General features: G+C 42.6%; 8 protein-coding genes. 7 read left to right on the top strand and 1 reads right to left on the bottom strand.

Annotated features, from left to right (window positions below; translation table 11 throughout):
* The first annotated feature begins 6 nt into the window (after positions 1-6).
* The 6 genes from HMPREF9010_RS09815 to HMPREF9010_RS09840 all read left to right on the top strand — a co-directional run bounded on the left by HMPREF9010_RS09815 (position 7) and on the right by HMPREF9010_RS09840 (position 6,482).
* A complete protein-coding gene (locus HMPREF9010_RS09815; protein ID WP_004310468.1) occupies positions 7-1,215 on the top strand; it encodes an argininosuccinate synthase in 1,209 nt (402 codons plus the stop codon).
* Complete coding sequence (argC, locus tag HMPREF9010_RS09820; RefSeq protein ID WP_004310469.1) at positions 1,212-2,180, top strand: N-acetyl-gamma-glutamyl-phosphate reductase; 969 nt, start codon at positions 1,212-1,214, stop codon at positions 2,178-2,180. Before HMPREF9010_RS09815 ends, argC begins: the two co-directional genes overlap by 4 nt.
* 12 nt (positions 2,181-2,192) lie before the next feature.
* Complete coding sequence (locus HMPREF9010_RS09825; RefSeq protein ID WP_008649668.1) at positions 2,193-3,314, top strand: aspartate aminotransferase family protein; 1,122 nt, start codon at positions 2,193-2,195, stop codon at positions 3,312-3,314.
* Positions 3,315-3,450: 136 nt separating this feature from the next.
* The gene (gene proC / locus HMPREF9010_RS09830) at positions 3,451-4,224 is read left to right on the top strand and encodes a pyrroline-5-carboxylate reductase (protein WP_004310476.1); all 774 of its coding nucleotides are present in this window, start codon (positions 3,451-3,453) and stop codon (positions 4,222-4,224) included.
* A gap of 40 nt (positions 4,225-4,264) precedes the next feature.
* A complete protein-coding gene (locus HMPREF9010_RS09835; RefSeq protein ID WP_004313803.1) occupies positions 4,265-4,819 on the top strand; it encodes a helix-turn-helix domain-containing protein in 555 nt (184 codons plus the stop codon).
* Between the two features lie 7 nt (positions 4,820-4,826).
* Positions 4,827-6,482, top strand: coding sequence for an AMP-binding protein (locus HMPREF9010_RS09840; protein WP_008645207.1), 1,656 nt, complete (start codon positions 4,827-4,829; stop codon positions 6,480-6,482).
* A gap of 111 nt (positions 6,483-6,593) precedes the next feature.
* Here HMPREF9010_RS09840 and HMPREF9010_RS09845 read toward each other — a convergent pair whose 3' ends face one another.
* Complete coding sequence (locus HMPREF9010_RS09845) at positions 6,594-8,135, bottom strand: glycoside hydrolase family 28 protein (RefSeq protein ID WP_004299837.1); 1,542 nt, start codon at positions 8,133-8,135, stop codon at positions 6,594-6,596.
* A gap of 212 nt (positions 8,136-8,347) precedes the next feature.
* On the opposite strand from HMPREF9010_RS09845, the gene HMPREF9010_RS09850 reads away from it, so the two are divergent.
* Positions 8,348-12,727 carry a two-component regulator propeller domain-containing protein gene (locus tag HMPREF9010_RS09850; RefSeq protein WP_008649666.1) on the top strand — a complete coding sequence of 1,460 codons (4,380 nt, stop codon included), beginning with the start codon at positions 8,348-8,350 and terminating at the stop codon, positions 12,725-12,727.
* Positions 12,728-12,747 lie beyond the last annotated feature (20 nt).

Genomic DNA, 12,747 nt, shown 5'->3' with positions numbered 1-12,747 from the left:
AGCACTATGGAAGAAAAGAAGAAAAAAGTAGTGGTGGCATTCAGCGGCGGACTGGACACATCGTTCACCGTCATGTACCTCGCCAAAGAAAAAGGTTACGAAGTATATGCAGCTTGTGCCAATACGGGTGGTTTCAGCGAAGAACAACTGAAAACAAACGAAGAAAATGCTTATAAACTGGGAGCAGTGAAATACGTGACACTGGACGTAACCCAGGAATACTACGAAAAGAGCCTGAAATACATGGTTTTCGGAAATGTGCTGCGTAACGGTACTTATCCTATTTCTGTTAGTTCCGAACGTATTTTCCAGGCACTGGCTATCGCACGCTATGCCAACGAAATCGGTGCGGATGCCATCGCACACGGTTCTACCGGAGCAGGTAACGACCAGATCCGTTTCGACATGACTTTCCTCGTATTGGCTCCCAATGTAGAAATCATCACATTGACCCGTGACATGGCATTGAGCCGTCAGGAAGAAATTGATTATCTGAACAAACATGGTTTCAGCGCGGACTTCACCAAACTGAAATATTCTTATAATGTAGGTTTGTGGGGTACTTCTATCTGTGGTGGCGAAATCCTCGACTCCGCGCAAGGACTCCCGGAAACAGCCTACCTCAAACATGTTGAAAAAGAAGGCAGCGAACAGCTCCGCCTGACTTTCGAAAAAGGGGAACTGAAAGCTGTCAACGACGAGAAGTTTGACGACCCGATCAAAGCCATCCAGAAAGTGGAAGAGATTGGTGCAGCATACGGTATCGGCCGTGATATGCACGTGGGTGATACAATTATCGGTATCAAAGGCCGTGTAGGATTCGAAGCAGCCGCCCCGATGTTGATTATCGGCGCCCATCGCTTCCTTGAGAAATATACATTGAGCAAATGGCAACAATACTGGAAAGACCAGGTAGCCAACTGGTACGGTATGTTCCTCCACGAAAGCCAATACCTCGAACCGGTGATGCGTGACATCGAAGCGATGTTGCAGGAAAGCCAGCGTAACGTAAACGGTACGGCTATCCTCGAGCTTCGCCCTCTCTCCTTCTCTACCGTAGGTGTAGAATCGGAAGACGATCTGGTGAAGACTAAATTCGGAGAATACGGTGAAATGCAGAAAGGCTGGACAGCCGAAGACGCCAAAGGCTTTATCAAAGTCACTTCTACTCCGCTACGTGTCTACTATAATAACCACAAAGACGAAGAGATATGATTAAAGCAGGAATCATTGGTGGCGCAGGATATACAGCAGGCGAATTAATCCGTCTGCTGCTCAACCATCCGGAAACTGAAATCGTATTTATCAACAGCAGCAGTAATGCCGGAAACAGAATTACCGACGTACACGAAGGCTTGTATGGAGAAACAGATCTAAGATTCACCGACCAGTTACCTCTGGACGAAATCGACGTTCTCTTTTTCTGCACCGCCCACGGCGACACAAAGAAATTCATGGAAAGTCACAACATACCGGAAGACCTGAAGATTATCGACCTCTCGATGGACTACCGTATTATGAGCGACGACCACGACTTTATCTACGGTCTGCCGGAACTGAACCGCCGTGCCACTTGTACGGCAAAGCACGTAGCCAATCCCGGCTGTTTTGCAACCTGCATCCAGCTCGGTTTACTTCCGCTTGCCAAGAATCTGATGCTGACGGATGATGTAATGGTAAATGCCATTACAGGAAGTACGGGAGCCGGAGTGAAACCGGGTGCTACCAGTCATTTCAGTTGGAGAAACAACAATATGAGTGTGTACAAAGCATTCGAGCACCAGCATGTTCCGGAAATCAAGCAATCACTGAAACAGCTGCAAAACAGTTTCGATGCGGAGATCGACTTCATTCCATACCGTGGCGATTTCGCCCGTGGTATCTTTGCAACGCTGGTAGTCAAAACCAAAGTAGCACTGGAAGAAATCGTTCGTATGTATGAGGAATATTATGCAAAAGACTCCTTTGTACACATCGTAGACAAGAATATTGACTTGAAACAAGTCGTTAATACTAATAAGTGCCTGATACATCTGGAGAAACACGGTGACAAACTATTGATTATCTCTTGTATCGACAATTTGCTGAAAGGCGCCAGCGGACAAGCGGTTCATAACATGAACCTGATGTTCAATCTGGAAGAAACCGTAGGACTACGTTTGAAGCCTTCAGCTTTTTAAAAACAAAGAATTATGAAATTATTCGACGTATATCCTTTATATAACATCAACATTGTCAAGGGCGACGGTTGCAAGGTATGGGATGAGAACGGAACGGAATATCTGGATCTCTACGGAGGTCATGCCGTTATCTCTATCGGACATGCACACCCTCACTATACAGCAATGATAAGTAACCAGGTGGCTAAACTTGGTTTCTACTCAAACTCCGTCATCAACAAACTCCAACAAGAGGTAGCCGAACGACTGGGCAAGATTTCCGGTTACGAAGACTACAGCCTGTTCCTGATTAACAGTGGAGCCGAAGCGAACGAAAACGCTTTGAAGCTGGCTTCCTTCTATAACGGACGTACCAAAATCGTATCTTTCAATAAGGCATTTCACGGACGGACATCTCTGGCGGTAGAAGCGACTCACAATCCTTCCATTATCGCCCCTATCAACAATAACGGTCATGTCACCTATCTCCCGCTCAACGATATGGAAGCGATGAAGCAGGAACTGTCTAAAGGAGACACATGCGCTGTTATCATTGAAGGAATACAAGGGGTAGGCGGTATCAAGATACCGACCACCGAATTTATGCAAGAACTCCGCAAAGCTTGCAGCGAAACAGGAACGATCCTGATTCTCGATGAAATTCAGAGCGGATACGGACGTAGCGGTAAATTCTTCGCCCATCAATATAATGACATCAAGCCGGACATCATCACTGTAGCCAAAGGTATCGGCAACGGTTTCCCGATGGCAGGTGTCCTGATCAGCCCGATGTTTAAACCGGTATATGGTCAATTGGGAACTACCTTCGGCGGAAACCATCTGGCATGCTCGGCAGCACTCGCTGTGATGGACGTCATTGAGCAAGAAAATCTGATAGAAAACGCAAAGGTAGTAGGTAACTACTTACTGGAAGAACTGAAGAAATTCCCGCAAATAAAAGAGGTACGCGGACGCGGACTCATGATCGGACTCGAATTCGAAGAACCCATCAAAGAACTACGTAGCCGCCTCATCTATGACGAGCATGTATTTACCGGAGCAAGCGGTACGAATGTACTTCGCCTGTTACCTCCTCTCTGTCTTACTATGGAGGAAGCAGAAGACTTCCTTGCCCGGTTCAAGAAAGTACTCTAATCGCTCATTTGATTAATAAACAGCCAACGATAAAAGCAGCCTTTATTAGAAATTTATTTCTTATTCCGGCTGCTTTTTGTTTTTTCGTAATTAACTGCTACCTTTGCCTTTAACAACTCATTAAAAATAAGCGTATATGAAAATAGCCATTATCGGTGCAGGAAACATGGGCGGTTCAATAGCCCGTGGCCTGGCAAAAGGAAGTCTGATAGACGATTCGGACATCATTGTGTCCAATCCGAGTGCCGGAAAACTAGAGAAACTGAAAAAGGAATTTCCGGGTATCTCTATCACCAACAGCAATGTGGAAGCTGCCACAGGAGCAGATATTGTCATCCTTGCTGTCAAACCGTGGTTTATGGAACCGGTGATGCGCGAATTGAAACTGAAAAGCAAACAGATACTCATCTCCGTAGCTGCCGGCATCAGTTTTGAAGAACTGGCTCATTATGTCGTAGCACCGGAAATGGCCATGTTCCGCCTGATTCCGAACACCGCTATCAGCGAACTGGAAAGTATGACGCTTGTTGCCGCCCGCAATACGAACGATGAACAGGACAAATTCATCCTCCGGTTGTTCAGCGAGATGGGAACAGTGATGCTTATTCCCGAAGATAAAATAGCGGCAGCCACCGCATTGACCTCCTGCGGTATCGCTTACGTATTGAAATACGTTCAGGCAGCCATGCAAGCCGGAATCGAAATGGGACTTCGTCCCAAAGATGCCATGCAAATGATAGCACAATCCTTAAAAGGAGCAGCCGCACTGATTCAGAACAACGACACCCACCCCAGCGTAGAAATCGACAAGGTCACCACTCCGGGCGGAATCACAATCAAGGGGATCAATGAACTGGAACACAACGGATTCACCTCCGCTATCATCAAAGCCATGAAAGCCTCCAAATAATACCATAGAATTATTAATCATAAAAATACGAACCACTTGTATGAATGAACAAATTAAACAGATCGCAGAACGCCTCCGCGGATTACGTGATGTACTGGAACTGACCGCAGAGGATATCGCCCGCGACAGCGACATCTCTGCCGAAGAATACCGACTTGCAGAAACCGGAGACTACGATATCTCTGTCAGCATGTTACAAAAAATAGCCCGCACGTATAATATAGCTCTCGACGCCCTGATGTTTGGTGAAGAGCCTAAAATGAGCAGCTACTTCGTGACCCGTGCCGGCAAAGGAGTCAGCATCGAACGTACCAAAGCTTATAAATACCAATCACTGGCTTCAGGATTCATGAACCGTACCGCCGATCCGTTCATCGTCACTGTTGAACCGAAAGCAAACGACGAACCAATCCATTATAACCAACATAACGGACAAGAATTCAACCTTGTCATCGAAGGACGTATGCTTATCAACATCGAAGGCAAAGAAATCATCCTCAACCAAGGCGACAGTATCTATTTTAACTCTAAACTTCCACATGGCATGAAAGCGCTCGATGGCAAAACAGTACGTTTTCTGGCAGTAATTATGTAATAACATCATGGTAGAAAGATTTTTATCACAGACCTCTTTCAGTTCACAAGAGGATTTTATCAAAAACTTGAAAATAAACGTCCCGGAGAACTTCAACTTCGGCTATGACGTAGTAGACGCCTGGGCTGCCGAACAACCTGACAAGAACGCTTTACTCTGGACAAATGACAAAGGCGAAAGTCGCCAATTCTCATTTGCCGACATGAAACGCTCTACGGACATGACCGCCTCTTACTTCCAGAGCCTGGGTATCGGCCGTGGCGACATGGTGATGCTGATTCTGAAACGCCGTTATGAGTTCTGGTATAGCACCATCGCTCTTCACAAACTAGGAGCAACCGTTATTCCGGCTACTCACTTGCTGACCAAGAAGGATATTATCTATCGCTGCAACGCTGCCGACATCAAAATGATCGTAGCTGCCGGCGAAGGAATCATCCTGCAACATATCAAAGATGCTCTTCCCGAATGTCCCACGGTTGAAAAGTTAGTCAGTGTCGGTCCGGAAATCCCGGAAGGCTTCGAAGATTTCCATCAGGGTATCGAAAATGCTGCTCCATTTGTACGTCCGCGCCATGCGAATACTAATGATGACATCTCTCTGATGTATTTTACCTCCGGCACTACCGGCGAACCTAAGATGGTGGCACATGACTTTACTTATCCGTTAGGTCATATCGTTACCGGTAGTTTTTGGCACAACCTGGACGAGAACAGTCTTCACCTCACCATTGCCGATACCGGCTGGGGAAAAGCGGTATGGGGAAAACTCTACGGACAATGGATTGCCGGAGCCAATATCTTCGTCTACGACCACGAGAAGTTTACCCCGGCAGCTATTCTGGAAAAAATCCAGGAATACCATGTCACCTCTCTCTGTGCGCCTCCTACCATCTTCCGGTTCTTGATTCACGAAGACCTGACAAAGTTCGACTTATCTTCACTAAAATACTGCACCATTGCCGGAGAAGCATTGAACCCCGCCGTATTTGAAACTTTCAAGAAACTGACGGGTATCAAACTGATGGAAGGTTTCGGACAAACAGAAACAACCCTTACCATCGCCACCATGCCTTGGATGGAACCGAAACCGGGAAGCATGGGGCTTCCGAATCCTCAATATGATGTAGACTTGATCGACCATGAAGGCCGCTCTGTTGAAGCGGGTGAGCAAGGACAAATTGTAATCCGCACCAGCAAAGGTAAACCTCTCGGACTTTTCAAAGAATACTACCGGGATGCGGAACGCACTCACGAAGCTTGGCACGATGGTATTTATTACACCGGCGATGTTGCCTGGAAAGACGAGGACGGCTACCTTTGGTTTGTCGGTCGCGCAGACGACGTAATCAAGAGTTCCGGTTACCGCATCGGCCCATTCGAAGTGGAAAGTGCGTTGATGACTCATCCGGCTGTTGTGGAATGTGCCATTACCGGAGTACCCGACGAGATTCGCGGTCAGGTAGTAAAAGCTACGATTGTTCTATCCAAAGACTATAAAGCACGTGCCGGAGAAGAACTGATTAAGGAATTGCAGAACCACGTGAAGAAAGTGACTGCTCCTTATAAATATCCGCGTGTGATCGAGTTCGTAGAAGAGCTACCTAAGACAATCAGCGGTAAGATCCGCCGGGTGGAGATTCGCGAAAACGATAAGAAGTAAATTATAAACAACTCTAATCAATAGAAGAACGATATTACAGATGATGTAATATCGTTCTTCTCATATCTACCCAACAATAAAATTCAACAGAAATAATATGATAGTTCCTGTTTATTTAAAACTCTCTTTTTTCCAATAATTATGTCCTTCAATAATATGACTGTTATTAGCTTTATAAAAATCCTTCACAGGAGTCATCTGAAAACAATTATTAATAATAGCATTATCGACATCTTCAAAAGTAACAATCGGTTGTTGGTTTACAGGATACTTCGATCTAACATTATTCAGAACAATCTGCTTACACTTACTGAATTGCCACGGTGAACCAGTCTGCGAAGAGAAATCCACATTATCAAAACGAATATCTTCAGCAATATCAACTATAAATCCAACCTCTGCCTTCATATTAATATTTGAAAAGGACAAACCTTGTACAGGCATTTCTTCAATCCCTTTAATATAACCAATTTGCTTGATATCAGAACCTGTGATATTACTCAAATGAATGTTCCGGAAAACAGGAGTCCGTTCACTGACAGGTTCCACTTTTGATTCTTTATCATAGAACAAATCAAAGATGAAGGCATTCCGCTGAATATTCTTCATGACGATATTATCTACCCGAAGCTCTTCAACAACCCCTCCTCTCCCACGAGAAGATTTCAAGCGAATACCGGAATCCGTACCATCGAAAACACAATTAGAAATTGTCACTCTCCTTACACCGCCTGACATTTCACTACCAATAACTACCCCTCCATGACCGGAAAGCATAACACAATTAGTTATCGTTATATTTTCACATGCCTTTCCATATTTCCGTCCATCAGCGTCACGCCCCGATTTAATTGTAATACAATCATCCCCCACACTAATAAAACAATCAGAAATACGCACATTCCGGCAAGAAGAAGGGTTTATTCCATCCGTATTGGGACCTTTTGGGTCTTTTGAAGGGTTATATATCGTCACTCCATGCACTGTTACATTATCACAAAAAGCCGGATTTATGGTCCAAAAAGGAGAATTGACAATTTTCACATTCTCTATCAACACATTGTTACATTCATAAAACTGAATAAAAGGAGGCCGAAACATACGACGCTCTAAAGAAGGTTTATAATAATCCGAAATTTCCAGATCTTCATTAGCCTCTTCCCACATTCGTTGTAGTTTATTCAAAGCAGGCAATTTTCCTCCGTTCTTTTTAATCAGCTCCCGTGTTTCTTTCTCCCAGCTCCACCATTTGAATCCATTACCGTTCAACGTTCCACGCCCGGTTATAGTCAAATTCTCCGCATCATGCGCATAAATCAGGGGAGACAAAGTATTCATCACTGTACCTTCCCAACGAATCTTCACAAAAGGAAGATAATCTTCAAAACGATCTGAAAAACGAAGAACAGCTCCGGACTCCACATACAAAGTTATATTACTTTTCATGTGGATAGTGGCTGTCAAATAAACACCTGCCGGAAAATAAATAGTTCCTCCACCTTCAGAAGATGCTTTTTCAATCGTTTGGTTTATTAACTCCGTACAAGATTCAATACCTCGGGGATCAGCTCCAAGCTCCTTCATATTAAAGGTACGAGACCATGCGGTTACGGCTATAACAAGTCCCACTACACAAATAAATAGACGTTTCATTTATAGTTTTCATTTAAAATTTTACCAGTTCTAATTGTCAAAACAAAAGTACGAGGTATCTTCTCTCCTTATAGGGTAATAATTGTGCTTGATAGAGGATAGACAGGTGGATTAAATATGCAAAAGCGTGCATTTTATGTTCAATCACGGTTTTATATTTCCTTTTTAATCCAGTTTTATCTATTTTTGCTCTACACATAATTTATAATATCATGAAGACACTCTATGTTTTCCTTTTATGCTTATACACCAGTCTGACTGTAGCAGCTCAACCTCTTTGCCAGATTAAACACTTCTCTGTCAATAGTGGCCTTTCGCAAGGAGTAGTAGTGAATATAATGCAAGACAAAAAAGGATTTCTTTGGTTCGCCACCTGGAATGGACTGAACAAATTCGACGGATACACATTTAAAAATTACAAAGCATTCCCGGGAGACGGCTGTACGTTAACGACCAACCGCTTCTCTTATATTACAGAAAGCAAAGACGGAGATATATGGTGCAAATCTTATGATAACCGTGCATATCTATTCGATATTCAAACAGAGAAGTTTATTGACATACTCCTTCCTATTGAATCATCCCTGCAACAGACCAACATAGTCAGCAATATCTATACCTTAAATAAAGGGATTACATGGATCACCTGCGAACAAGGTTATGCTTTCAGAATCAATGAGCAAACCTGCAAAGAAGGAAAAGATATCATTTTATACAGCAGTTTCAACCAAAATTTAAAAGGAAACAAGATATTCGACATTTACGAAGATTCCGACGGGGACGAATGGATCATGACAGATAAGGGAGTAACCATCATCGGGAAAAAACGAATCAACAGCGATTATCCGTTCAAAATGGTCAAAGAATATAATAAGAGAATATATCTTATCTCAACTTCCGGAAAAATCGCAATATATGATCCCAAGAACGGAAATATAAAATTCCAGGAGCTACCATGTCCTGTCACAGATATCTATTCCATATCTTCCATTTCCCCTTCTAATGACAAGATCGGCTTAGGAACTGACAACGGATTTATAACATACGATACAGAAAAGAAAAAATTCCAACATTTTAATATACAAACAGCCACCCAGCCATCCAATGAAGCTCATTTCTTTTATCAGGACAAAACCGGAGAAGTCTGGATCTTTGCCAATACCTCCGGTGTGATAAAGCTAAATCTGAAAACAGGAGATAAGCAGCACTTCACAGCTCCTATACAAAACCTAATCCAATATGAACGCGACAACCGGTACATGATCTTTGAAGACCATGAAGGCACACTATGGATGAGTCCTCAAAAAGGGCATTTGTGCTATTATGACCGCGACAGTAATCAACTGAAACTATACTTTGCAGATGAAAATAATCCCGCTTCCCTATTTGCCCCCTCTATTCGTTATTATTATACCGACCGGCAACAGAATGTATGGATTACCAATGACCGGGGCGTAGACAAAATATCTTTCTATCCCAATAAATACAAAATACGTCCCATAGACAATGGATTGGAAATACGTGCTTTTCTTGCCGACAAACAGAAACGTCTCTGGGTTGCTTCCAAAAAGGGAAACGTCAGAATTTACCGTCCGGATGGGACATTAGAAGGCTACCTTTCTCCACAGGGCATAATCACCCCTCAAGAGGTTACTTTCGGAAAAAGTGTGTACTGTTTTATGGAAGATAAACAAGGAAATATATGGATGGGAACCAAAAAAGACGGCCTCATCCTTCTAAAGAAGAAAAACGAACACTCTTATCTTTTACAACAATTCGTCCATCAGCCACAAGATACATACAGTTTAAGTAACAATAGTGTCTATAGTATTATTCAGGATAGCCATGACAATATATGGATCGCATGTTATGGAGGTGGTCTCAACCTATTATCACAAGCACCTGATGGTTCTACCAACTTTATCCATAGCGGCAACCGGCTGAAAAACTATCCTGTTTCTACTTCACTCAAAATAAGACATATCGCAGAAGCCCCCAACGGAGTGTTATTGATTGGCACAACCAATGGTTTACTTACATTCTCCAATAAGTTCGATCAGCCTGAAGAAATTAAGTTCTATCACAGCAACCGTATCCCTAATGTAGATTCCAGCCTTAGCAGTAATGATGTCATGCAGATATTTACTGACAGTCGAAAAAACACTTATGTAATAACATTCACCGGAGGAATCAGCCAGGTTATCTCTAAAAATCTGCTCACGGAAGATATACAATTCAAAAGTTATACAATCAAAGACGGATTAGCTTCTGATTTGGTACTTTCAATGCTCGAAGATACTCAAAAACAATTATGGGTAATCTCCGAAAACACCATATCCAAATTCAATCCACAACAAGGAACATTTGAGAATTATGGAAGTAATTACTTTCAGAGAGAACTGAACCTCACCGAAGCAGTTCCCACACTAACCAGTCAAAAGAAAATCGTTCTCGGAACCAATCAAGGGATACTTGAAATCGACACAGAACAAATGAAAAAAAGTTCTTATGTACCTCCTATTGTATTTACCGGACTCAAAATACAAGGAAGTCAACTTCATGTAGCGCTTGATGACATAAAAGAACTGGAACTAAATCCTTCGGAACGTAATGTCACCTTTCAATTTGCAGCCATTGATTATGTAAATCCCGATGCCATCGAATACGCTTATCGCCTGCAAGGTCTGGAAGAAGAATGGAACGAAGCCGGTAATAACCGCTCTGCAACATACATAAATTTACCTGCCGGAGAATATCAACTGCAAATCCGTTCCAGCAATAGCGACGGAGTATGGACCGATAATATACGCATTCTCCCCATTCATGTTTTACCCACTTTTTGGGAAACATATTGGGCATGGTTATTCTATATTGTCATGTTCGTGTTATTCACTACTATCATTGTATACATTCTGTTCTATATCTACCGTTTGCGGCATCAGGTTGACTTGGAACAACATTTATCCAATATCAAATTACGCTTCTTCACTGATATTTCACATGAATTACGCACTCCTTTAACTTTAATATCCAGCCCTGTATCAGAAATTCTAGCGCATGAAACAATCTCTCCGACAGTTCGGGAACATCTAAATTTGGTACATAAAAACACAGAACGTATGCTTCGTCTGGTTAATCAACTACTGGATTTCCGCAAAATCCAAAATAAGAAGATGAAAGTGTTGGTAGAAAAGACAGAACTCGTTTCCCAATTACAGAAGATAATGGAAAGCTTCCACCTTATAGCAAAAGAAAAGAGAATTGATTTCCAACTTCAAACTAATACAGACAAAATATACGCATGGGTAGACCGTGACAAATTTGAAAAGATATTCTTCAATCTACTTTCAAATGCCTTCAAATATACACCGAACGGGAAGAAAGTAACGGTAAATATGATAACAGGTTCGGAGCAAGTCACCATCTCCGTATCTGATGAAGGCATTGGCATTGCTCCCGAAAAGCAACAATCCCTATTTTATCGATTTGAAACACTGGCACAATACAATATCCTGCAGCCCTCATCCGGCATTGGGCTTTCACTGGTACGCGAATTAATAGAATTACATCACGGAAATATCCAAGTGAGAAGCGAGCCGGGAAGTGGAAGTGAATTCATTGTCACACTTCCTAAGGAAGAAAAAGCATTTGCAGACGATCAACAAGCCGAATTTATTTTATCCGACAGTGACAATAATTCACCGACGATACAAGCTACTGAAGAAGATTCGGATAGTACATCCTTCAAGGCAGCATACGCAGAGAATGAAAATAAAACCGACGCAGAGGATGAAAAAACTTCCATTCTTATTGTCGAAGACAACAATGAATTACGTCATTTCCTATGGAATATCCTGTCAGAGACTTACACTGTTCTCGAAGCAGCAAATGGAAAAGAAGGATTAAAATATGCACAGCAGTACATTCCGGATCTGATAATCAGTGATGTCATGATGCCGGTCATGGATGGATTAGACATGGTGAAAGCAATCAAAGCCGATCATAACACCTGCCATATTCCTATTATATTACTATCAGCAAAATCTTCTTTAGATGATCGGATAGCAGGACTGGAACAAGGCATCGATGACTACATCACCAAACCATTCAGCTCTACGTACTTAAAAACCAGAATTTTGTCGCTGCTCCGTCAACGTAAACAGTTACAAGAGCTATATTTATCGAAACTGTCAGAGCATACTCAAGAAGAAGATCATATAAATGGGTGGGAGCCTTCACAACCTCAAGTGACTCCATACGATGAACAATTCATGCAACAAGTAATGGCGTTTATGGAGGAACAAATGGACAATACAGATATCACCATCGACGACTTCGCCAACAAACTAATGTTAAGCCGTACGGTATTCTACCGAAAATTAAAATCTATTGTTGGGCTGACTCCGGTAGATTTCGTATGTGAAATGCGCATCAAACGAGCCGCCCAGCTAATTGAAAAAAGTGAATACAGTTTCTCCCAAATTGCTTATATGACCGGTTTCAATGACCCGAAGTACTTTAGCAGGCGCTTCAAAAAAATCATGGGAGTCACTCCTACAGAATATAAAGAAAGAAAGGGAGATGCCTCATAAGCACCTCCCCTTTCCTTACC

The organism is Bacteroides sp. 3_1_23 (genome assembly GCF_000162555.1).
In the GTDB taxonomy this organism is placed as follows: domain Bacteria; phylum Bacteroidota; class Bacteroidia; order Bacteroidales; family Bacteroidaceae; genus Bacteroides; species Bacteroides ovatus.
Note: the sequence above shows the minus strand (reverse complement) of the source record. Positions and strands in the feature narration are given on the sequence as shown.

What these genes read in the sequence shown, in the direction of transcription:
- HMPREF9010_RS09815 (WP_004310468.1), top strand. Translation starts at nt 7, where the DNA reads ATGGAAGAAAAGAAGAAAAAAGTAGTGGTGGCATTCAGCGGCGGACTG.
- argC (WP_004310469.1), top strand. Translation starts at nt 1,212, where the DNA reads ATGATTAAAGCAGGAATCATTGGTGGCGCAGGATATACAGCAGGCGAA.
- HMPREF9010_RS09825 (WP_008649668.1), top strand. Translation starts at nt 2,193, where the DNA reads ATGAAATTATTCGACGTATATCCTTTATATAACATCAACATTGTCAAG.
- proC (WP_004310476.1), top strand. Translation starts at nt 3,451, where the DNA reads ATGAAAATAGCCATTATCGGTGCAGGAAACATGGGCGGTTCAATAGCC.
- HMPREF9010_RS09835 (WP_004313803.1), top strand. Translation starts at nt 4,265, where the DNA reads ATGAATGAACAAATTAAACAGATCGCAGAACGCCTCCGCGGATTACGT.
- HMPREF9010_RS09840 (WP_008645207.1), top strand. Translation starts at nt 4,827, where the DNA reads ATGGTAGAAAGATTTTTATCACAGACCTCTTTCAGTTCACAAGAGGAT.
- HMPREF9010_RS09845 (WP_004299837.1), bottom strand. Translation starts at nt 8,135, where the DNA reads ATGAAACGTCTATTTATTTGTGTAGTGGGACTTGTTATAGCCGTAACC.
- HMPREF9010_RS09850 (WP_008649666.1), top strand. Translation starts at nt 8,348, where the DNA reads ATGAAGACACTCTATGTTTTCCTTTTATGCTTATACACCAGTCTGACT.